This is a genomic window from Pseudomonas sp. AE27, assembly GCF_037113495.1.
GTDB classification, from domain to species: Bacteria; Pseudomonadota; Gammaproteobacteria; order Pseudomonadales; family Pseudomonadaceae; genus Aquipseudomonas; species Aquipseudomonas palmensis.
This window is the reverse complement of the sequence record NZ_CP146966.1, coordinates 5,419,367-5,440,801: the sequence shown is the minus strand read 5'-3', so window position 1 is coordinate 5,440,801 and position 21,435 is coordinate 5,419,367. Positions and strand designations below refer to the sequence as shown.

Below are 21,435 nucleotides of genomic sequence, written 5' to 3'. Positions count from 1 at the left end.
GTCATTGACGGATGAGAATCATAATCAGCAAGGTGCTCCGCGTATTTTCTGTCAGTGACGGTTCAGACAGCCTCGACACTTACCCAGTAGCGGGTCAGGTAACGCAGCTTCACCGGCAAGGTCCGGGTCAGGTTTTCCAGGACCGCATCTGTATCGTCGATACGGAACGCTCCGGAAATGCTCAGGTCGCGAACCGCCCCGGCGCAGCGCAGCACGCCCGGGCGATAGCGCCCCAGCTCGCCGATGAACTCCCCGAGGCGCCACTCGTTGACACTCAGCATGCCCTGCACCCACGCGGTCGAACCCTGTGCCAAGACACCGGCAGGATCGGCGCGATCAGGATCGAACGCCGCCTGCTGACCGGCCTCCAGACGCACTGCCCGCTCCGGGTGACGGCGAGGACGGAGCTCGACCGCCGACTGCAGCACACCCACGCGGGTCCGGTCCGTCATCTGGCGCACGCTGAAGCGCGTCCCGAGCGCGTGGATGCGCCCGTCCTGGGTCTCGACGATAAACGGCCGCTGCCCAGGATCCTTGGCGGTTTGCACGAGGATCTCCCCGCGGTAAAGACGGATAAGCCGAAGTTGCCCGTCGAAGCTCGCATCCAGCGCGGTGTTGGCATTGAGTTCCAGCTGCGATCCGTCGTCCAGCCGCAGCGAGCGACGCTCGCGCGCGCCCGTGCTCTGCTGAGCGAACAGGCCATGGTTCGCCAGCGGTTTGCCGATCATCCAGCTGCTGCCCCCGACGGCCAGCAACACGCCGAGGATCTTCAATACCTCGCGGCGTTGCGCCTGGGCCGCATCCAGCCCTGACCGGGCGGCATGTGCGGGTACCGTTGCCCATTGCCGCTGGAACGCCTCGACCCGCGCCCATGCCTCGGCGTGCAAAGGATCTGCCCCCAACCATTGCTGCCAGGCCCGGGTGCAGGCCTCGTCCACCCCTGCATCGTTGAGCTGCACGTACCAGGTCGCAGCAGCCTCGAGGGTCCGACGATCGAGCGCCGCGCTCATCAGTTGTCCGCCAGCAGCAGGCACTCGGTCATGGCTCGCACCAGATGGTTCTTCACCGTGGTGACCGAGACCCCGAGGCGTTCGGCCACCGCCACATAGGTCTGCCCCTCCAGTTGCACCGACAGAAAGATCTCCCGGGTACGCTTGCCCAGCCCGTCCAGCAGGCTGTCGACCGCCACCAGCATCTCGAGAATGGACAAGCGCACCTCAGGTGATACCTCGACCGGTTCAGGCTTCTGCGCCAGGGCCACCAGATACGCCTGCTCGATCGCCCGTCGCCTCGACTTGTCGATCAACAGCGAGCGCGCAATTGCAGTCAGGTAGCCCCGCGGCTCTCGGATCGGCGCGGCGTTGCGTGCCGTCATGACCCGCACGAAGGTGTCCTGGGCCAGATCCGCCGCATCGGCCGAATTGCCCAGGCGCATGCGCAACCAGCCTTTCAGCCAACCGTTGTGTTCGGAATAAAGCTGGTGAAGTGCCAAAGGCTCGAGTGCGGACATAAGGGGGCCATTAAATATGCAAATGGTAATTGATCGCATTATTTAGGGCGAGCGCAGTTCGTGCAAGGGGCAATCCGCCCGCCAGGTGTGCATCTGGCCTGATGATGCCCAGGGCAAACTACGCACCTGCCCCCTCCCCCTGCCCGCGAAAACCCAACCTCCAGCACTTTCCCTGATGACACCCCACCCATTAAGTTGCACTCTGCACCAAACTGATTCAGCCGGAACCGATTTTGATGGAAAGCACACCCCCGACCGTTGCCGCCGAGCGCCTGCTGGAAAGCGCGCGGCGGCTGTTCTGCCGTGAAGGCATTCATGCAACGGGCGTTTCGCGCCTGCTCAGCGATGCCAAGGTCGCGCGGCGCACGCTGTACGAGACCTATGGCTCCAAGGAGAACCTGCTGCGTGCCGTGTTCGATCGCGAGGCAGCGATGTGGTTTGGCTGGTTTGACCAGGCACTGCCTCAGCGTACCGACGACCCGGAGCAACGCCTGATCTTTCTGTTCGACCTGCTCGAGGAATGGTTCGCCAGCGGGCGCTTCTTCGGCTGCCTGTTCACCAACGCCGTCGCCGAACACGACAAGTCTTCCAGCTGGGTGCGTGACCTGGCCCAGGCGCACTTCGATCGGGTGCATGACCGCATCGAGCAACTGGCCGCGGCCTGCGGGCTGCCGGAACCGGCCTGGGTCGCGCAGCAGATCTCGCTGCTGATCGACGGTGCCATCGCCACCGCGATGGTCTCGCGCAACGCCAGAAGCGCACAGGTTGCGCGCTCGATCCTGCTGACCCTGCTGCGCGAAGCGAAAGCCGCCTAGCCCGCCCCCTGCACCGCTGCCGGTGCAGGCCTCGGCGCCTATATGCTAATGGGGCATAAGCTAAGCTTAAAATATTAGTTCTGCTTATATCGCAGATCTCACATACTTCACGCGCCTGCCGAGAACGATCGGTCTACCTGTTTTGGGATGCGTGTGATGAGAGATTTTTTCCAGCGATTGTTCTCCACCAGTGGCGCGCAAGCGACGCCCGCACTCCAGTCCAACCTGAGCCGCCGCTCGTTCATGTGCGCCTGTGGTTGCGGCATGCTGGCGCTGAGCGCCGCCGGCACCGCGCTGCTGGCAGCGGCCAGCAAGGTCGAAGCTGCCACCGGCGGGCCGCTGCTGCGTGTGGGGCACATGCCCGCCGGCTGCGTGTCGCACCTGCTGCTGGCAAAGCTGCGCGGTGATTTTGCGGCGGCCGGCCTGCAGGTGGAGCTGACGCAATTCAACAGCCCAAGCGATGCCCTGCAGGCCTTGTTGGCAGGTCGCCTGGAACTGATGCACGGGCCCTGGACCATGACCGCAGCCGCCTACGCCAAGGGCACCCAGGAGCTGCGCATCATCGGTGGCTCGGGGCAAGGCGGCATCGAACTGGTGGCGCGCAACGGCTCGGTGGCCAGCCTGGATGAATTCATCGCCGCCGCAGGCAGCGGGCTGCGCGTCGGCACCCTGCGCCTGGATACCCTGGAACTGGTGGGCTACGGCTCGATGGCGCGCCACGGCAAATCCTACAACGACTATCAGATGACCTTCTTCCCGAGCATGGCCGGAATGGGCGAAGCCATCGCCAACGGCCGCCTCGACGTGTGCACCCTGGCACAGCCCTATGCCCAGAACGTGGTCAGCACCACCGGCGCACGCTACCTGAGCGACTCCAACGCGGTGTGGGGCCCGGAGGCCGCCGACTGCGTGATCACCACGCAGGTGCGCACCAGCCAGGAACAGGGGCCGCTGCTCAAACGCTACCTGGAACTGCTGCAGGCATCGGCCACTGCGATGAAAGCCGACTTCGACAACGCCATCCAGCAATTGCAGCCGATCTACGGGGTATCCAACGAGGTGCTCAAGGTGGCCCTGGCACGCCAGGCGCCCAACCCGGTCATCAGCCCGGTAGGCGTGGCCGGCCTCAAGCGCGGCGCCGGCTACCTGGTCGAACTCGGCTACTTCACCGACAACCCGATCGACGCGGTTCTGGACCTGCGTCATCAACCTGCTGCCCAGGTGACGGGATGAACCAGGCCGTTCTGACCCTGAGCCGGCAGCCCGACGCACGCCGTGCCCCGCGTTATCTGGACGCGCTGCGCGACACGCTGTGGTTCCTGCTGGCGTGGGCATTGCTGATCGGCGCATGGGAGCTGGCGGTGCAGTCTGGCTGGCTGGATGGCCGCGTGCTCCCGCCGCCTAGCGTGACCCTGCCGTATGCGTTTTCCGGCGAAGCGGTGGTGGGTTTCGGGCAGCAGCGCAGCGGCTTGCTGGAGGCCTTGCTGGTGACCCTGCTGCGGGTCAGCGGCGGGTTGCTGGCTGGCAGCCTGGTGGCACTGCTGCTGGCGGTGATCACCACCGAGGTGAAGCTGCTGCGCCGCCTGATCCTGCCGCTGGTGCAGACCCTGGCGCCGATCTCACCGGTGGCCTGGGTCCCTTTCACCATCGCGGTGATCGGCATCGGCGGACAGGCCGCGGTGTTCGTGGTGTTCCTGGCCGTGCTGGGCACCATGACGCTGTCGCTGGTCGCCGCGCTGGATGCCATCGACCCGCAGTACCTGAACATCGCCCGCAACCTGAGGTGCACGCGCCAACAGATCTGGCTGCGCGTGCGACTGCCGGCAATCGCCCCCAGCGCGATGACCAGCCTGCGCATGGCGTTCTTCGGCGCGTGGATGGCGGTGCTGGCCGGGGAGATGGCGGGAATCAATTCCGGGTTGGGCTACATGATCATCATGGCCCAGCAGATGTACAACATGCCGTTGGTGATGGTGGGTGTGATGACCATTGGTGTCGTGGGTTTCGTGGTGGATCGCCTGATGCTGTTGCTCGGACGCCGCCTTACCGGGTGGGCGTCATGAGCCGGGGCGCCACGCTGAGTTTTCGTGGCCTGAGCAAGCAGTTCGAAGGCGGCACACGGGTAGAGGTGGGTGACCTGGATATCAAGGCCGCCAGTTTCACCGTGCTGCTGGGGCGCAGCGGGTGCGGCAAGAGCACCCTGCTCAACATCGCCGCGGGCCTGCAGCAACCCAGCACCGGGCAGCTGCTGTACGACGGCCAGGCAGTGAGCGGCAACCAGCCCGACAGTGCGCTGATCTTCCAGCAGAACAACCTGTTCCCGTGGATGAGTGCGGTGGAAAACATTGCCATCGCCCTGCTCAACCGCGGGCTGGACCGTGAAGCGGCCACCCGGCGCGCCGAGCAGTTGCTTGCCGACGTGGGCCTGGCCGAATTCGCCCGGCACCGGCCGGCGGCATTGTCCGGCGGCATGTGCCAGCGCATCGCCCTGGCCAGGGCACTGGCCCTGGAGCCACGCCTGCTGCTGCTCGACGAGCCGTTTTCGGCACTGGACGCACAGACCCGGCGCCTGATGCAGGACCAGTTGCTGCGCGCCTGGAACACCAGCGGCGCCACGGTGCTGATGGTGACCCACGACCTGCAGGAGGCGCTGCTGCTGGCCGACCGTATCGTGCTGATGGCCAGCACGCCCCACGGCCGCATCGCCCAGATCCTGGAAATCGACCTGCCGCGCCCGCGCCAGGTGCGCTCGGCGCAACTGCTTGACCTGCAAGAACGGCTGGACGCGTTTCTGACCCACGAAACCCGGCTGGCCGAGCATTTCTAGTCGACACGGGACCTCCCGATTAACTGATTGGCACACGGTCATTCGACCGCCATGCCGCCCCTTGAAGAGCACAGACCATGAGTGAAACCACCCACCGCGTCACCATCAACGGCCTCCAGGCCAACGCCGGCCGAGCAGTTCGCGAACGCATCCGGGCCGATGGCGAGGGTGACATCGCACGCCCGCTCTACCACACCAGTGTGCAGTGGACCGAGGGCTACCAGACCCTCACCAAGGTCAAGTCCGGTGCCGTGCTGCACGGCGACGAGCCCTGCGCCTATGGCGGTGCCGGCCTGGGCGCCACGCCCCAGGAACTGTTGCTGGCGGGTATCGGCAACTGCCTGGCGGCCACCTACATCGGCGGCCTGTCGGCATCCGGAGTCAAGGTCAACAGCCTGGTGCTGGACGTGAGCGGCCGCGTGGATTTTCGCGCCGCATTTGGCGTGACCAGCGGCAACCCGGGCTTTGAAAGCATCCAGGTGCAGGTGTCGATCGATACCGAGGAATCACCCGAGCGCGTGGACGCATTGCTGGCCAAGCTGCTGCCGACCGCGCCGATCCCCGACACCATCATGCGTCCCGTGCCCCTGACGGTGGAGGTGCAACACACCGGCGGCGCCACCCATGGCTGACAACGCGCACAGGGTGCTGGTGGTGGGGGGCGGGCCGGCGGGGCTGTCCTGCGCCTACGAGCTGGTACGCGCCGGCCTGCGCCCGCTGGTGCTGGAGCGCACGCAGGCCGTGGGCGACGTGTGGCGCAACCACTATGACGGCCTGCGCCTGAACACCGGGCGCTGGTTTTCCGGGTTGCCGGGCGGGCGCTTTCCATGGGCGGCAGGCCGCTGGCCGAGCCGCGATGACCTGGCCCTGGTGCTGGCGTCACTGCCGGCCCGGGGCGGCTTCGAGGTGCTGACCGGGTGCGACGTGGAATCGGTCGGCTACCTTCAGGCGCAATCGATGTGGCAGGTGCGCTGTCGTGATGGCCGCGAGTGGCGCGCACCGGCGCTGGTGGTCGCCACCGGTACCTCGTGCGTACCGTCGATCCCGCAGTGGCCGGGGGCACAGCGCTTTGCCGGGCAGATCGTGCATGCTGCGCACTTCGGCAATGCACGTGCCTACGCCGGCAAGCACGTGGTGGTGGTCGGCAGCGGCAATTCGTCCTGCGAGATAGCCAGCCGCCTGGTGCCCCATGCCGCGTCGGTCACGCTGTCGGTGCGGCGCGCGCCGCACTTTCTGCCCAAGAGCCTGTTCGGCGTGCCGCTGGCGGCACTGGGTACGTTGATCCGTCGGCTACCGCCCCGCGCGAGCGACGCGGTGCTGAGCTGGTTGTCGCGGCGCTGGGTCGGCGACCTGTCGGCCTACGGCCTGCCACCACCGGCACAGGGCGTGTCCGGGCTGGGCAGTGTCACGCCGACGCTGTTCATGCCGGTGATCGACGACCTGAAACAGCGCCGCATCAAGGTGGTCGGCCCGCTGCTGGAACTGAACGAGCAAGGCGCAGTGGCCCACACCGGCATCGACCGCACCGAGCGCTGCACGCTGCGCATGGACGTGATCGTTGCGGGCACCGGCTACACCACCGGCCTGGAGGCGCTGATCCAGTACCCCGAGGCGCTCACGGCAGACGGCAAGCCGACCGTGGATGACGACGGCCAGTCGAGCGTTGCGCGGGGCCTGTTCTTCATCGGTTACCGCAACCCCTTGAGCGGGCAACTGCGCGAAATCGGCCTGCAGGCGCCTGGCGTGGCAAGGGCGGTCAAGGGCTATCTCGACGCCACGCAACTGGCGCCTTGCACCGGCTCGGCGAAGGTTTCCCTGTAGGCGTAAAGCCCCGGGGTGCCACCGGTCATGATGAACAGCACGTTATCGCCGCGGCGATAGCGGCCCTGTCGCAGGTCGGCCAGCAGCCCGGCGAAGGCCTTGCCCGAGTACACCGGGTCCACCAGCACACCTTCGCAGCGCGCCATCAGGCGCACCGCTTCGAGCATGGCCTGGGTCGGCAGCCCGTAGCCTTCGCCCAACTGGCTGCCATCGATGTTGATCGCACTCGCATCGAGGCTTGCAGCATGGCCCAGCAAGGCCAGCGCCTGGCGAGTCAACTGCAGGGTCGTGGCCGCCGCGGCCTGCTGGTCGGCCAGCACCGACCAGGACCTGACGCTCGCCGCACCCCGCCCCAGTACCTCGAACCCCGCCGCAAGCCCGGCATGGGTGCCGGCGCTGCCATTGGGAACCACGACCTCGTCGAATCGCACGCCCATCGCGGTTTCCTGCTGCACGATCTCTTCGGCGCAACGGGCGTAGCCCAGGCTGCCAAGCGGCGTGGAACCGCCGGTGGGAATGACCAGCACCTTGCGACCTGCCGCACGCAACTGCTGCGCGCGCGCCTCGGCCGCTGCCAGTGCATCGGCGCCCCTGTCCAGCACCTGCACCCTGGCCCCGAACAGCTGGTCGAGCAGCACATTGCCATTGAGCTCGTAATCGCGATCGGCCCTGGGCACCGCACGGCTGAGGATCAGTTCGCATTCAAGCCCCAGCCGGGCGCACACGGCGCCCGTCAACCGCGCGTGGTTGGACTGAATGCCGCCCACGGTGATCAGGGTGTCGACGCCGTTCTTCAGCGCCTCGCCCAGGTGGAACTCCAGTTTGCGCAGCTTGTTGCCGCCACCGCCGACAAGCATGTGGTCATCGCGCTTGAGGTACAGGCCGACACCCATGGCCGGCAGGCCCAGATGGTGCTCGATACGCTCGGCGCGTTGTATGCCGGTGGCGCCCTGCAGCAGATCGGCGCGCGCGAATGCGCCCAGCGCCTGGCTCAGTACATGTCGCATGGGATGACACCTCGTGCTCTGGTTCAATGCCACGGACTATAGGGATAAACTAAAGCGCAATAAACGCACGCCAGGTTAGCAATTGGCTCACTCAACGTTAGTAATCATCACCTCTCGGATCACTCGATGAGCAAGCTCAGGCAGATGGAAGTATTTGTTGCCGTGGTCGAAGCCGGCAGCTTTGCCGGGGCGGCTGCCGCGCTGGGGATGTCGGCGGTGATGGTGGGGCGGCATGTCCAGAGCCTTGAGAAAACCCTGAACACCCGGCTGGTTCAACGCACCACACGCCGGCAGACCATAACCGGCGAAGGCCGCATCTTCTATGCCGAGGCCAGGACCGCCCTGGAGCAGGTCGCCTACGCCTACAACCGGGTAGAAGCCTCCAGCGACGCACCCAGTGGCCTGCTGCGGGTGACCGCGCCGATGACACTGGGGGTATCGCTGGTCGGCCCGCTGGTGACCGAGTTCATGCAGCGCTACCCGCAGGTTCAGGTCGAGCTGATCCTGAGCAACGAGGTGGTGGACCTCTACGAGAGTGCCTTCGACCTTGGCTTCAGGATCGCCGAGCTGGTTGACGCCAACCTGGTCTCGCAGCCCCTGCCGCCCTATCAGATGGTGATCTGCGCCGCCCCGAAATACCTCGAGAAGGCCGGCGAGCCGACAACACCGGAGGCGCTCCACGCCCACCGAATCCTCACCCACACCTCCTGGAACACCCGCTTTGCCTGGCCACTCAAGCAGGCTGGCAAAGAGGTGTTCTGGCCCGAGCAGGCGGTGCTTCGCAGCAACGATGGCCAGGTACTGCTGCAGGCCGCCATTGCCGGCAGCGGGATCCTGATGCAGCCGGACTTTCTGGTGGCCGCCGCGCTGGCGAACAAGGAGCTGGTGAGCATTCTGGGGGCGTATGTACCGGCCCACAAACCGGTGCAGATGGTGTATCCACGCTCGAAGAAGTCACTGCCCAAGCTCACTGCCTTCGTCGCGTTCATCCAGGCGCGGCTCGGCTTGCCGAGTCAGCCCTGATCGCAGGGCCGGCGGGCCGTCAGGCCTGCGCCGCGTCGCGCACCTGCATCAGCGCGAAGCCCAGCAGGTTCAGGCCGCGCCAGCGGTCCGGCCGGTGGGCGTTCTGGTCATCCTGCGCCAGGCCGATCCCCCACACCCGGTCCACCGGGCTGGCCTCCACGATCACCCGCGTGCCGGTGCCCTGCAGGAAGGCCCCCAGTTCCGCGTTCTGGGAAAACTTGGCCTGGTTGGCCCGCACCACGATCGCGAAACGCTCCTGTGCCCACCGCGCCTCGTCGAACCCGCGCACCTGGCGTCCGAGTGCCTTGGCCGCATTGGGATCGGTCGCCTCGATGATCCGTGCCCGCGTCTGTTCATCACCAAACAGCGCCGCCTTCTCGGCCATCATGTAGTGCTCGGCCGACTGGTACGACTGCCCGTCCACCTCGAACGGCGCCACGTACCACTGGCTGAAACACGAGGCGGTGACACCCTTGCGGCTCACCTGATGGCCCCAGAAGAATACGAACTCGGGCCTTTCGCCGGCCAGGTAGCGGGACACCAGGTCCTCGAGCATCTGTGAATCGTTCACGCTGATTGCCTCTCCAATAACACCATTGCAACGGTCATCCGGCCGCAGCACCGAACGGTGCCTGCCGGCCAGGACGGTGATACTACCGCGTAATGCAGCACCCGCTCACAGCGCCTCCAGAAATGCCTTCAACGCCTTCAACTCCACCCGGTCCAGCCCCAGCGCCTCGAACTGTGCGGAGGTGACAGGAAACAGCGGATCGCCCTGCTGCCCAGCCTTCGGCACCGGCCGCGGCATGCCCACGTTGTAGAACGCCAGCACCTGATCGAGGCTGCTGGCGAAACCGTTGTGGAACCACGGGCCGGTGCGGCTCACCAGGCGCAGCGAAGGGGTGCGAAAACGCCCCACGTCCGCGGCCAGGCCGGTGACTTCATGGCGACCAAGGTCCTCGCGGCTGCGCCCGTAGAACGTCAGGCCGGCATTGTGAAAACGCTGGTCGCTCATTCCCGGCCCGAAGTGGCAGTTCATGCAGCGCGCCTTGGTGCGAAACAGGTGCAGCCCATGTAGCTGCTGGTCACTCAGCGCAGCAGTGCGGCCGCGCAGGAAGCGCTCGAACGGCGTGCGCTGCGCGACCCGCAACAGATCGCGCTGATAGGTCGCCAGGGCTGCGGCAATCTGCTCGGCACCCAGCGCCTGCCCGGGAAACGCCACGGCAAACAGTGCCGGGTAATCGGCGCTGGCACGCAACCGGGCCACCAGTTCGTCGACGCTGAAGGCCATTTCCGCCGGATCGACGACCGGCATCAGCGCCTGGGTTTCCAGGCTGTCGGCGCGGCCATCCCAGAACAGCTGTGGGGCCAGGCCACTGGTGACCACGCTCGGCGCATTGCGCCGGCCTGGCGCACGCCCATGCCCGAACGACACCCGGCGCCCATCGGCGAACGCCAGGTCCGGTTCGTGGCACGAGGCACAGGCGATCTGCCCCGACCGCGACAGGCGCGGGTCGAAGAACAGCGTGCGCCCCAGCGCTGCCTTCTGTTCGGTGTAGGGGTTGTGCGCAGGCGAGGGTGCACGCTCGGGCAGTGGCCCCAGCTCCTGCCAGGCCACGCCGGCGTCCACCTGCGGCGCCGGCCAGTGTGCCGGCGGGCGGCTGTAGGCCTCGCGCAGGCAGGCCGCATCAGCCGATGCACACAGGGGTGCGTGGTGCTGCGCCCATAGGGCCGGGCTGGCCAGCATGAGTGCGATGCCAATCAGGAACAGGCGCATCTCAGAAGGTGTACCCCACTTCCAGCCAGTACTGGCGACCCACTTCATAGGTCGACACCGAATTGCTGTTGACCGTGGCGTTGGCATTGACCGACTTCTTGTCGAGCACGTTGAACACGTCGACGTTGACGAAGATGGCCTGGTCCCGTGCGGTGGGGATACGCCAGCCCAGACGCGTGTCCCAGGTCAGCGCCGCGTCGAATTTCTGCTCTTCCCACACATCCACCGAGGTGCCCCTGTAATCGACGTTGCGCCCGGTGTCGCCGATGCGCTTGTAGCCGGCCCGGTAGCGCCAGAAGTTGCTCCACTGCAGGTTGGCCTGGGGGATGTCGGTGATGGTGGTCAGGCGCGCCGTCCACGGTCGGTTGTAGTTGGTCGCCGGGCGGTCCTGGTAGTTGATGAAACTGCCCTGGTACTGGATCACGTCGTTCTGGTAGTAGGTGTCGTCGGCCTGCACGTAGCTGGGCGAGGAAGCCTTGCTGTCGGTCCAGTTCAGCGCCAGCTGGCCGCCGGTCTGCGTGCCCAGCAGCGTCCAGCGCTGCATCGGCGTCACGGTCAGGGTGTAGGTGTCGGTCTCGCTCTTGCCGTCGTTGGTGTAGGTGGTGTAGTTGCTGGCCAGGTCAGGGTCGGTGGACGGTTGCCCCAGGGTGCGCCCGGACACCTGTACCACCTGGTCGCGGCCCTTGCGGTTGACGTACTTGAGGCCGTACTCGATGCCGGCCCACTGCTGCACCACGCCCAGCATCAGCTCGTCGTCATAGGGGATGTCGAGCTGATTGAACAGCGTCTGGTTGCTGCCGTTGGACTTGGTCACCCAGGGTTTGTCGAGGCTCGCGCGGGTTTCGTTGAAGCGCAGGCGGTTGCGCCCGTCCTGCAACTGCCAGCTGGTGACGCTGCGGCCGTAGTAGCGGTTGGCACCGGCACTGAGCAAGGTGGTGCGGTCACCGAACACGTCGTACTCCAGGGAGAAGCGCGGTGCCCAGGTGGTCTTGTCCATGTAGTCGTCACTGTCCACGCGCACGCCGGGGCGCAGGGTCAGCTTGCCCAGGGTGATCTCGTCCTGCACCCAGCTGCCCCAGGTGGTGGTGGTGAAATCGAATTCGCCGGGGGCATAGCGGGTGCGGCTCTTCATGTACTGGCCGGCCCAGCCACTGACGGTCTCGCCCATGTTGCAGGCAACGGTATCGGTCACCCCCGCGCTGTTGGTACAGCTGTTGGTGGCGGCCGGGGCCACATAGGTACTGCTGTCGGTGAGGCGCTCGTAGCGTACGTACTGGCGGGAGAACTCCAGGCCGGTCTGCGGGCGGTGAATGGCGCCCAGCCAGTCGAAGCTGCGCCAGTCGGCATTGAGCTTGTACTGCCAGGTGCGCTGCTGCTGTTCGATATCGCCCCAGCCCCCCTCCAGGGTGTTGGCGGTGGTCTTGCTGCCGATGCCCCAGTCCTTGGTGGTCGACTTGCGCCAGGTCCAGTAGTCGGCCGAGTCCGAGGTGCGGCTCTGTTCCTGGCGGCTCCAGGCCAGGGTCTGTTCGACGCGGGCCAGGTCGCCGTCCCACACGGTGCGCAGGTTCAACTGGGTACCGCCAACCTTGTTGTCATAGCCGGAGTTGGCGACGTTGGCCCGGAAGTAATGGCTCTCCTCGGGCGCGTGGGTCACGCTGGTCTCGACGGTGAGCCGGTCGCTGGCCTGCCACACCGACTTGAGGAAGTAGTTGTCGATGCGCCGCTCCTGCTTCTCCTTGTGATAGCCCATCTCTTCGACGTTGTTGTAGGAGTAGAGGCTCAGCGGAATGGTCGAGCGCTTCTGGCTGAAGTTGCCGATCAGGCCGAAGGTGTCGGTCAGGTGGCCTTGCAAGGTACCGCGCACGATGACCTTGTCGAACTCGGGCTGCTCGTCGGGCGAGCCGGAGTTCTCCATGCGCTGCTCTTCCGTCTCGTCGATGTGGTATTTGGTCCAGGCCGAGCGCGTGGTCTGTACCGAGAACTTGCCGTGCAGGGCCTTGGTCGGGGCGCGGGTCTGGGCGTCGATCACCCCACCGTTGAAGCCGCCATAGGCGGCCGGCACGTTGCTGTCCAGAACCGTGATGTTCTCCAGCAGGTCGGTGTCCAGCGCCAGGCCCTGGCTGCGCCCCGGCACCCTGTCCAGCAACTGCACGCGGTCTTCGGCCGGGTCGATGTCGTTGTTCATGTTGATGCCGTCGACCAGGAAGGCGTTCTGGTAGAACGCCGCGCCGTTGATGCTGATGTTGGCCGGGGCGATTTCTCCGGGTGTCTTGCTGCTGAGCTGGTTGTCGTCGAACTGAACGTTGGGGTGGCTGCGCAGCAGGCTGGTGATGTCGCCGTTGCCGGCCGGCATTGCCTCGATAAGCTCGCGATCGATATGGGTTTCACCCTGTGGCAGCAGCGCCCGTTCGCGGACCTTGGTGTTTTCCAGCTGGATCTGGTCGGCACGCGGACGCACCACCCGTTGCAGCAGCAGCGCGTCGTCGCCGATATGCACCCATTCCAGGTCGCTGCCCTTGAGCAGGATCGCCAGCGCCTGATCGGCGCTCAGCTCGCCACGCACCGGCGGGGCACTGAGGTTGCCCAGCAACTGGCTTTCGACACTGATCTGCAGGCCGGTCTGCTGCCCCAGCGCCATCAGCGCAGAGCCCAGCGGCTGGTGCGCGATATCGATGCTGTGGCGCGCCGGCTCGTCATCGGCCAGCACCGGCAACGACACTGCCAACCCCACTGACAGCAACAGCAGGCGCGCACTGCGCCGACGACCCTGCAACGACTCTTGGGTGCGAATGGACATGCTCTGGTGAACTCCCCGTGCGGCGCGAACGATACGCGCCTGTAAATGAGAATCTGTACGATTAACTCAGCGGGGCAATAAACGAACGGCGATGGGGAATTTCCAGAACTTCGTGAATTTATTTTTTTCCAGGCGGCGCAGCGCGCTCACGGATGACCGTGATGTACGGCCCCCATTGCGTCAGCTGCCCGCCCAGCGGGGCGATGGCCAGTTGCAGCGCGCTACCTGGCGACCGCAGGTTCAGCGACGCGGTGATGCGCCGCTGGCCCAGGGCACGGTCCTGCAGCAGCAACACGCCGGGGTAATAGGCACGCAGTTGTTCGATGACTTCGGCCAATGGACGGTCGTTGACCAGCAACTGCCATTGGCGCCATGCCGCAACCTGCTCCAGCTGCACCCGGCTGCGCTGCGCCGGGCCCTGGTTCAGCCCCACGCGCAGACTGTCGCCCGCGCCCAGCGCCGGCACTGCCAGTTCGCCGCGCCTGTCGCGCACCTGCACCGAGCCGCTCTGCACTGCTACCGACACCGCGCTGCGGCTCAGGTCCACATCGAACGCCGTGCCGGTGACGGTCACCTTCACGTCTTCGGCCTGCACCGTGAAGGGCCGCGCGGCGTCATGGCTGACCTCGAAGAATGCCTGGCCCTTGAGCAGCGTGACCGCACGCGCACCCGGCTCGAACGCCACGCGGATGGCGCTGTCGCTGCCCAGTTCGATGTGGCTGCCGTCGCTCAGGCGCACCTGCCGGTGCTCGCCCGCCGTGCTGCTGTAGTCGGCCGGCGGCGCACGCCCCACCAGCAACAGCACGCAGGCCGCCAGCGCGCTCGCCGCCAGCGCCCGGCGTGGCCAACTGCGCCGGCGGGCTGCCATGCGCGGTGCGGCGGGCACCTGGTGCGCCGTTGGTGGCTCCAGCGGGTCGATGCCGGCGCTCAGCATCCAGACCTTTTGCACCTTGCGCCAGGCCGCCGCATGGCGTTCGTCAGCGGCCAGCCAGCGCGCATGGGCCTGGTGCAGCAGCACGTTGTCCGGTTCGGCATTGCATTGCAGCAGCCAGTCCATGGCGGCCTGCCACACCGGGTCGTCCTTCAGCGAGCCGGGCGTTCGGCAAGACGGGGTGGTATCAGTCATCGGCCAGATGCTCCGCACAGTGGGTCAGTGCGTCACGCACCAGTTGGTGCGCCAGACTAGTCGAAATATTCAAGCGGGCGGCAATTTCCTGAAAAGTCATGTGCTGCAAGCGGTGCATGTGAAAGGCCTGCCGCGCCCGCTCCGGCAGCAGCGCCAGGGCGTCCTGCAGCACACGCAACTGATCGCGGTGCAGGGCCTGGTGCTCCGGCGACGGTGCGCTCGACGGCAGCTCATCGAGCCGTTCGCCGCCATCGGGCTGGCGGTTTTCCAGGGTCGTGCGGCGCAGCAGGTCGAACGACAGGTTGCGCACGATGCGGTACAGGTACCCCACCGGATTGCCCAACTGCGCACCGGCGTCGGCCTGCCCGCAGAAACGCAGCCAGGCCTCCTGCACCACGTCCTCGGCCTGCGCACGGCAGCCGACGATGGGTGCCGAATAGTCGACCAGCGCAGCACGGTGGGAAAGGTACAACTGGAGTTTATCGCTGGGGCAGGACACGGCGACGACCATTGAAGGCAGGAGCGGGTTGGGAGGGCCGCTATTCTGCATTCAATTGCGAATGATTATCAACTGAAATATCAGGCCTGCTCCTGCGCCTTAAGGTGAGCTAGCCCGCCACCACCGCGGGTTCATGCACTGTCACCCGGTTGCGCCCGCCGTGCTTGGACAGGTACAGCGCATGGTCGGCCCAGGCAATCAGTTCGGCGTGGCTGCTGGAGGGCTGGCTCAGATCGGCCACGCCCAGGCTGATGGTGAAACGGATGTCCTGCCCCTCATGGCTGACGCTCAGGCGTTCGACCGCCTTGCGCAGGCGCTCGGCAAAGATCAGCGCGCCGGCCTTGTCGGTGTCCGTCAGCACCACGCCGAACTCTTCGCCACCGTAACGGCCGGCCACGTCGCTGTCACGGATCTGCTCGCGAACCACCCTGGCCACCTGGCGAATGACGGCATCGCCCGCCGGGTGGCCATAGGTGTCGTTGACCCGCTTGAAATGGTCGATGTCGAACATCACCAGGCTGGTGGCATTGCCATAGCGCTGATTGCGCGCATGCGCCAGTTGCAGGCACTCCTCCCAATGCCCGCGGTTGTACAGGCCGGTCAGGCAATCGGTGCTGGACAGCTTCTGCAACTGCGCGTTGGCGGCCTGCAACTGGTGGCGGTTGGTGGCCACATCGGTCACGTCGTAGATCACCAGGCAGATCTGGCGGATCTCGCTGTCGGTGGAGCGCAACGGCAGCAGCGTGGTGTTCTGGTACATGAAATCCACCTGGCCGGTGATCGGCTGGTAGTTCTTGAACCGCACCAGGTACGGGCGCTGCTCCCAGATGGTGAAAGCCGGGGTGCCCAGGGTCGCGACGCTGTCCACCTTGTGGCTGAACCATTGCCGGTCGACCTCGGGGAACAGGCTGAAGAAGCACTGGTTGTAGGCATCCCTGGGCTGCACCCCCGAGCGGTTTTCCATGAAGGTGTTCCACACCTGCACCCGATGTTCGCGGTCGAGCACCACCACGCCCACATCGATGCTCTGCACGATGCTCAGCAGCCAGTGAAATTCCTTCAGGTCGATAGGATCGCGCATGGGCTCAGTTCATCAGGTAGGCAAGTTTATGGGTCAAGCGCTCGATGGAGTCTTCGGTGAACAGCAACAGCAGGTCGAAACGGATATCGTGCCCTTCCAGGCTGTAGCTGATCTCGACCGCCAGGGTTTTCTGCCAGCGTTGGCCGTTGACCTGGATAAGCTCGTCGATGGTGCCGTGCTGGCCGAGGATCTGCGGGTGGCCCTGGGAGAACACCACGTCGATCTGCTCGGCAATGCTGCTCAGGCACGCACCGATCAATACGCTGGAGAAGTCCAGCAACAGCTCCATGTCGGAATACTCGATGCTCTGGTGGCGCATCAGCTTGGCCATGTCGGCGATTTCCGAATCGTGGAACATCAGCAGGGCCTCGCCGGCGATGCCGCTGCCGATGAAGCCCTGGCAGATTGCCGTGAGCCGCTGGCTGCTGCCCGCGTCGGCCAGCGCCATGTGCAACTCGCCCACCTCGAAGAGGTTGACGCTGGGCACCGGCAACTGCACGAACACGCCCAGCACCTTGGCGATCAGGGCTGCGGCGCGCCCGATGGCAACGTTGACCGTTTCGCTGAACACCTCGCGAAAGCCGATGACGGCAGTCGCCGCGCCAGCCAGCGGTGTCGCCGAGCGCTCACCCAACAGCCCCAGCTGGGCCAGCAGGCGGCGCAGCTCGTCCTGGTCGAAGGGTTTTTTCAGAAACGCCAGCGCGCCCAGGTCCAGCACCCGGCGCACGGCCTCTTCCTGCACATCGCCCGAGATCACGATGACCTTGGGGCTCAGGCCTTCGTCACGCAGCGCAGCCAGCACCTGGTAGCCATCCATGGTGGGCATGGTCAGGTCCAGCAGCACCACCTGGCCCAGGCCGCGGCGTATGGCGTCCATGGCCTGGCGCCCGTCGCTGGCCTCGGTAACCGTTACCGGCCAGTTGGCGGGCAGCGCGCGCAGCACCTGCTTGCGGGCCACCATGGAGTCATCGCACACCAGCAAGGACATCGTTGACACAGACGGGGCGCTCATCGAGTGAATATCAATATAAAAAGTAATGGCATCATGCCATGATCCGACGCCAGGTTCTACGTACCCGCGGCGTCAGCGGTGCTGAGCGAATCCCCTTGCACATTCCCTGCCAGGCCATCGCGCAGCATCTGCACGAATGCCTCCCGCGCCGGATGTCGCCCCGCCCCCTCGTGCCAGTAGAACAGGTTGTCGACCGCCTTCAGGTCGGCGAACTCGTGCCCGATCCACCCTGCGCCCTGGCGGTACTGCTCGTAGATGCCGCGCGGCACCAGTGACACCCCGGTGCCGGCGCTGACGCAGCTGACTATCGCACCGTAGCTGCCGATGCCCACGATGGGCAGCTTGTGCCCCTGGGCCTGCAGCCAGTGCTCCAGTGCCGCCCGATACGGACAGCCTTCAGGCCACATGAACACGGCCTTGTCCACCAGGTCCGCGGCGCTGCGCAGCGGCCCCAGTGACGGTGCGCCGATCAGCAGCAGGTCTTCCTGGTACATCAGGGTGCGGCGCAGGTGCGGGCGCTCGACATCCACCGCCACGATCGCACCATCGAGGCGGTGGTTGAGCACATCGTCGAGCATCTGCGACCAGGTGCCGGTGCTCAGCTCCAGCGTCACCTCGGGATAGCGCGCATGGTACTGCGCCAGAAACCGCGGCAGGCGCCCGCTGGCCGAGGACTCGATGGCTCCGATGCGCAAGCGTCCGGATGGTTTGGCGGACGGCGCCAGCGCCTGCCTGGAGGCCTCGGCCAGGGCCAGCATCTGCGTGGCATAGGGCAAGAAGGTTTCCCCCGCCGGACTGATCACCAGCCCGCGCCCGCGGCGATGGAACAACGGCACGCCCAGCTCGGCCTCCAGCGCCTTGATCCGCGCCGTGATGTTGGACGGTACGTAGTGCAGCACCTCGGCCGCACGGGCAATGCTGCCGGTGTCGTGGACGGTCTTGAACATGCGGATCTGCATCAGTTCCATACATCACCCAAAGTGAACGATTGACTCAGTATAAGTCGATTGTAGTGAGCAGTAGGCGTTCCGATACTGAGCGCACCCGCCCTTCGGAAGCCCACCCCATGACCCGCCCCAGCTCACTGAAAATCGCCTGCGCCGTACTCTTCGTGCTGCTGTGCTGGGCCTACTCGCCCACCGGCATCCGCCTGGGCTTGCAGGGCTATGCGCCCACGCACCTGGCGCTGGCGCGCTTTATCGTGGCGTCGCTGTTCATGGCGGTCATCGCGCTGCTGCGCGGCATCACCCTGCCCCGGCTCAGGGACGTGCCCACCCTGCTGTTGCTTGGCCTGTTCGCGGTCAGCCTGCACCATGTGGCCATCAACTACGGCCAGCGTGGGGTCAGCGCCGGGGCGGCCAGTGTGCTGGCGCAGTCCACGCCGCTGTTCAGCCTGCTGATCGCGCACTGGGTGTTCAAGCAGGTGGCCGGGGCCTGGCATTGGGGCTGCCTGCTGCTGGGCATGGCCGGCGCGGTGATCGTGGTGGCCGGCGATCGCGGGCTCGGTCAGTTCGACCCGCACGGGTTGCTGATTCTGGTGGCGGCATTGTCGTGGAGCATCTATTTCGCCCTGCAGAAACACCACGGCCACCGCTACGACGCGCTGACCATCACCTGCTACACCGTATGGTCGGGCACTGCATTGCTGATGGTGTACCTGCCGGGGCTGCTCGACGACCTGGGCCACGCACCGCCCCAGGCCAACACTGCGGTGCTGGTGCTGGGGGTATTCCCCAGCGCGCTGGCCTACCTGGCCTGGGCCTGGGTACTGCGCCACTGCGAGGTCACCCGGGTGACCCTGGCGCTGTACCTGATACCCGCCTTCGCCATGCTGATCGCCGCAGCGCTGCTGGGCGAGCGGCCCTCGGCATCGGTGATGCTGGGCGGGCCGTTGGTGCTGATCAGCGTGCTGGCGCTGAACCTGAGGCCGCCTCGGCTGCCGGTTCAGCCGGGTCGCCAAACTTCACATTGAAGTAGTCGAGCAGGGTCTGGCCACGACGCAAGGTACTGCGCACCTCTTCGCTCTGCGCCAGCAGTTCGGCGCTGGGCCTGGCATGCTGTTCAGCCGGCAGCGGCGTCGACCACGCCTTCACCTCAGGAGGTATGCCCGCCTTGGGCCGGTTGTTGACCCAGTGCGAGATATGGCACGGCAAGGTCCAGCCGCCGAAGGCCTGCACAAACAGAAAGCCAAACCAGTGCTGCCACCACGGGAAGTTGTCGCGATAGCCCTGGCGGGCCATGTGGAAGAACGCCACGGTGCCCTCCTCGAACTCTTCATCGGGCGCTGGCGGCAGGCTCGCCGGGCCCTCTTCCATGTACACCCGGATCGCTTCCCATTCGGCAATCGCCGCGCCCAGGTGGCCGCTGGGCACGTTGATCCACAGCACATTGCCCGTGTCGGCCTGACGCAGGCAGAACATCAGGTTGAAGGCGGGCAGCACGGCGTACTCGGTGACGGTGCGCCCCGCGCTGACGCAGGCGATCACCGACTCCCACGGCACGAAGATCGGCGCCGCGCCCCGGGTGGGCACGAACGCCACCTCCCGGCGCTGGCGGTTGAAGCGTATCGGCGGGTGAATCGTCACCTCGCGCATCACCCGCCAGAACATCCCCGCATACAGCAACGACAGGCAGGCGATGAAGCCCCAGATGAACCCGTTGGCCATGAAGTCGGAGAAGGTGCTCCAGAACGGCTCCACATGGCGGCGTGCCCAGGAGCCGAGCAAGGCAGTGAGCATGAAGCAGGTAACCACACCCATCACCGAGGCGATGCCGCAGCGCGCCATGAACTCGAAGTTGCCCTGGCCGATGGCAAAGTCCAGGTACACCTCGTTGGATTCGCGGTGCAGGTTGCGGCTGCTGTAGGCCGGCATGCCGGTGGGGATCGGCAGGGGCGAGAGGTAGACGATCTCGGTGCCGGCCACCCGCTCGAAGTCACCGGCGTGGGGCAGGCGTTCGTATTTGCTGTCGGTCATCGAGCTATTCCTCTTCCAGCGTCAATGGCCGCGCCATGTCTTTGATCCAGTGCCACAGGATGTAGAAGATGGGGCTTGCGCAGCAGACGCCGATCAACAGCAGCCCGACAGCATTGTTGAGCAGTTGGCGGGGGTTGCACTCCAGGGGGCCGCTGTTGCCCTTGCCCATGCGCACACAGCCATGCTCCGGATAGGCCATGGCATAGGCGCCCCAGGCAAACAGCGCGGCCAGCAGGGCGAACAGCAGCATCAGGCCCACCTCGGTATCGCGATTGCCCAGGCGCTCCCAGCGTTGCGCCAGCCGCAGGTTCAGCATGCGTCGACATCCTTGTTCATACAGGCTCCTATGAAAAACGGCGCACAGTATCACGCAAATAGTCGTCGAGCAGTTTTACATCGCCGTGGGGCCTGGGCAGTGCCGGGGCGGCTCCCCCTCGTGCCAGCTCGCTCTCGATGAACTGGTGCAGCAGTACGCGGCGAGGCCCGTAGTCGGCTTCGCTGGCGATGCGTTTGACGCGAAGCAGCTCGTCCAGGTCGGCCAGCAGCAGCGGGTCGTGCAGGGTCGCCTCCACCAGCTGGGCGAACGCGGTGGGCGGCATACCCAGGCCCTGTTCGATCCAGCGCACCGCCAGCAACGGGCGCAATACGTAGAGGTACTTCTTCAGGCGCACCTCTTCGCCCTGCAGGTAGATGCGAAAGTTCTTGGTGGCCATCGACAGGTAGTGGTGAAACGCCGCCTGCGGCGAATGGAATTGCCTGGCCAGGCCGCGCAAGGCTTGCAGCGCCCCCGGCTCGGCGCGGTACACCAGCGGCGAGTCGAGCCATTCGAGCAGGGTCGGGTTGGCATTGCGCAGCAGGCGCAGGGTCTTGCGCAGCTCCCAGCCACTGATGTCGAGTTCGTCGGTGAGCGGGCGCTCGATCACGTCGCGTGGCTCGTCGATGCGCAGGTACCAGTCCTGGCGGTGCACGTAGATGAAGCGCACGTCGAAGTCGCTGTCGGTGGAGGCAAAACCCCAGGCGCGGCTGCCGGATTCGCAGGCGTAGAGCACGCGCACGTCATGCTCGCGCTCGATGCGTTGCAGTTCTTCGAGTACCCAGCTGCGCATCGCACTGGGCAGGGGGTGACGGTCTTCCATGTTCATGTTCGAATCCTCGTTGTGCCCCT

At 65.9% G+C, this 21,435-nt stretch carries 22 protein-coding genes; 8 read left to right on the top strand and 14 right to left on the bottom strand.

Going from position 1 to position 21,435, the window contains the following annotated elements; genetic code table 11:
* Positions 1-62: 62 nt before the first annotated feature.
* Together V9K84_RS25015 and V9K84_RS25010 are read right to left on the bottom strand one after the other, a co-directional pair.
* On the bottom strand, positions 63-1,010 hold the full coding sequence (locus V9K84_RS25015; RefSeq protein WP_338793037.1) for a FecR domain-containing protein: 948 nt from the start codon (positions 1,008-1,010) through the stop codon (positions 63-65).
* Entirely contained in the window at positions 1,010-1,510 is a 501-nt protein-coding gene (locus V9K84_RS25010; RefSeq protein ID WP_043863930.1) for a sigma-70 family RNA polymerase sigma factor, read from the bottom strand. Before V9K84_RS25010 ends, V9K84_RS25015 begins: the two co-directional genes overlap by 1 nt.
* A 236-nt stretch (positions 1,511-1,746) precedes the next feature.
* On the opposite strand from V9K84_RS25010, the gene V9K84_RS25005 reads away from it, so the two are divergent.
* The 6 genes from V9K84_RS25005 to V9K84_RS24980 all read left to right on the top strand — a co-directional run bounded on the left by V9K84_RS25005 (position 1,747) and on the right by V9K84_RS24980 (position 6,973).
* The gene (locus V9K84_RS25005; protein ID WP_043863931.1) at positions 1,747-2,325 is read left to right on the top strand and encodes a TetR/AcrR family transcriptional regulator; all 579 of its coding nucleotides are present in this window, start codon (positions 1,747-1,749) and stop codon (positions 2,323-2,325) included.
* Positions 2,326-2,481: 156 nt separating this feature from the next.
* Positions 2,482-3,558 carry an ABC transporter substrate-binding protein gene (locus V9K84_RS25000; protein WP_052504310.1) on the top strand — a complete coding sequence of 359 codons (1,077 nt, stop codon included), beginning with the start codon at positions 2,482-2,484 and terminating at the stop codon, positions 3,556-3,558.
* Positions 3,555-4,388, top strand: coding sequence for an ABC transporter permease (locus tag V9K84_RS24995; protein WP_078481402.1), 834 nt, complete (start codon positions 3,555-3,557; stop codon positions 4,386-4,388). Before V9K84_RS25000 ends, V9K84_RS24995 begins: the two co-directional genes overlap by 4 nt.
* Positions 4,385-5,152 (top strand): ABC transporter ATP-binding protein, encoded by a 768-nt coding sequence (locus V9K84_RS24990; RefSeq protein WP_078481403.1) that lies wholly within the window; start codon positions 4,385-4,387, stop codon positions 5,150-5,152. The genes V9K84_RS24995 and V9K84_RS24990 overlap by 4 nt, the downstream gene beginning before the upstream one ends.
* A 77-nt stretch (positions 5,153-5,229) precedes the next feature.
* A complete protein-coding gene (locus V9K84_RS24985) occupies positions 5,230-5,784 on the top strand; it encodes an OsmC family protein (protein WP_043863935.1) in 555 nt (184 codons plus the stop codon).
* Positions 5,777-6,973: an NAD(P)/FAD-dependent oxidoreductase gene (locus tag V9K84_RS24980; RefSeq protein WP_088514352.1), complete on the top strand. Its 1,197-nt coding sequence runs from the start codon at positions 5,777-5,779 to the stop codon at positions 6,971-6,973. The genes V9K84_RS24985 and V9K84_RS24980 overlap by 8 nt, the downstream gene beginning before the upstream one ends.
* On the opposite strand, the gene V9K84_RS24975 is transcribed toward V9K84_RS24980, so the two are convergent.
* Positions 6,916-7,980 (bottom strand): D-cysteine desulfhydrase family protein, encoded by a 1,065-nt coding sequence (locus V9K84_RS24975; protein ID WP_088514353.1) that lies wholly within the window; start codon positions 7,978-7,980, stop codon positions 6,916-6,918. The two genes, V9K84_RS24980 and V9K84_RS24975, sit on opposite strands and share 58 nt — an antisense overlap.
* Before the next feature lie 126 nt (positions 7,981-8,106).
* Here V9K84_RS24975 and V9K84_RS24970 point away from each other — a divergent pair, with 126 nt between their 5' ends.
* The gene (locus V9K84_RS24970) at positions 8,107-9,003 is read left to right on the top strand and encodes a LysR substrate-binding domain-containing protein (RefSeq protein ID WP_088514354.1); all 897 of its coding nucleotides are present in this window, start codon (positions 8,107-8,109) and stop codon (positions 9,001-9,003) included.
* 19 nt (positions 9,004-9,022) lie between these two features.
* On the opposite strand, the gene V9K84_RS24965 is transcribed toward V9K84_RS24970, so the two are convergent.
* From V9K84_RS24965 to V9K84_RS24930, 8 genes are all read right to left on the bottom strand, one after another.
* A complete protein-coding gene (locus V9K84_RS24965) occupies positions 9,023-9,574 on the bottom strand; it encodes an NADAR family protein (RefSeq protein ID WP_054916411.1) in 552 nt (183 codons plus the stop codon).
* Positions 9,575-9,679: 105 nt separating this feature from the next.
* Positions 9,680-10,780, bottom strand: coding sequence for a cytochrome c peroxidase (locus V9K84_RS24960; protein WP_043861868.1), 1,101 nt, complete (start codon positions 10,778-10,780; stop codon positions 9,680-9,682).
* A 1-nt stretch (position 10,781) separates the two neighbouring features.
* The gene (locus V9K84_RS24955; RefSeq protein WP_088514355.1) at positions 10,782-13,577 is read right to left on the bottom strand and encodes a TonB-dependent receptor; all 2,796 of its coding nucleotides are present in this window, start codon (positions 13,575-13,577) and stop codon (positions 10,782-10,784) included.
* A gap of 118 nt (positions 13,578-13,695) precedes the next feature.
* Entirely contained in the window at positions 13,696-14,703 is a 1,008-nt protein-coding gene (locus tag V9K84_RS24950) for a FecR domain-containing protein (RefSeq protein ID WP_256582785.1), read from the bottom strand.
* Positions 14,696-15,214, bottom strand: coding sequence for a sigma-70 family RNA polymerase sigma factor (locus V9K84_RS24945; protein ID WP_043861871.1), 519 nt, complete (start codon positions 15,212-15,214; stop codon positions 14,696-14,698). Before V9K84_RS24945 ends, V9K84_RS24950 begins: the two co-directional genes overlap by 8 nt.
* Before the next feature lie 97 nt (positions 15,215-15,311).
* Positions 15,312-16,283 (bottom strand): sensor domain-containing diguanylate cyclase, encoded by a 972-nt coding sequence (locus V9K84_RS24940; RefSeq protein WP_043861872.1) that lies wholly within the window; start codon positions 16,281-16,283, stop codon positions 15,312-15,314.
* A gap of 4 nt (positions 16,284-16,287) precedes the next feature.
* The gene (locus tag V9K84_RS24935; protein WP_043861873.1) at positions 16,288-17,295 is read right to left on the bottom strand and encodes a response regulator; all 1,008 of its coding nucleotides are present in this window, start codon (positions 17,293-17,295) and stop codon (positions 16,288-16,290) included.
* 56 nt (positions 17,296-17,351) lie between these two features.
* A complete protein-coding gene (locus V9K84_RS24930; protein ID WP_088514357.1) occupies positions 17,352-18,263 on the bottom strand; it encodes a LysR substrate-binding domain-containing protein in 912 nt (303 codons plus the stop codon).
* Positions 18,264-18,361: 98 nt separating this feature from the next.
* Between V9K84_RS24930 and V9K84_RS24925 the strand changes: the two genes are divergently transcribed.
* Positions 18,362-19,267, top strand: a complete 906-nt coding sequence (locus V9K84_RS24925; protein ID WP_088514358.1) for a DMT family transporter — start codon at positions 18,362-18,364, stop codon at positions 19,265-19,267.
* Here V9K84_RS24925 and V9K84_RS24920 read toward each other — a convergent pair.
* Genes V9K84_RS24920 through V9K84_RS24910 form a run of 3 tightly spaced genes read right to left on the bottom strand, consistent with a single transcriptional unit; the run spans position 19,197 to position 21,412 of the window.
* Positions 19,197-20,270 carry a DUF6708 domain-containing protein gene (locus V9K84_RS24920; protein ID WP_058541910.1) on the bottom strand — a complete coding sequence of 358 codons (1,074 nt, stop codon included), beginning with the start codon at positions 20,268-20,270 and terminating at the stop codon, positions 19,197-19,199. The genes V9K84_RS24925 and V9K84_RS24920 overlap by 71 nt on opposite strands.
* A gap of 4 nt (positions 20,271-20,274) precedes the next feature.
* Positions 20,275-20,586, bottom strand: coding sequence for a hypothetical protein (locus V9K84_RS24915; RefSeq protein ID WP_088514359.1), 312 nt, complete (start codon positions 20,584-20,586; stop codon positions 20,275-20,277).
* A 28-nt stretch (positions 20,587-20,614) separates the two neighbouring features.
* Complete coding sequence (locus tag V9K84_RS24910) at positions 20,615-21,412, bottom strand: nucleotidyltransferase domain-containing protein (RefSeq protein ID WP_043861877.1); 798 nt, start codon at positions 21,410-21,412, stop codon at positions 20,615-20,617.
* Positions 21,413-21,435: the final 23 nt, after the last annotated feature.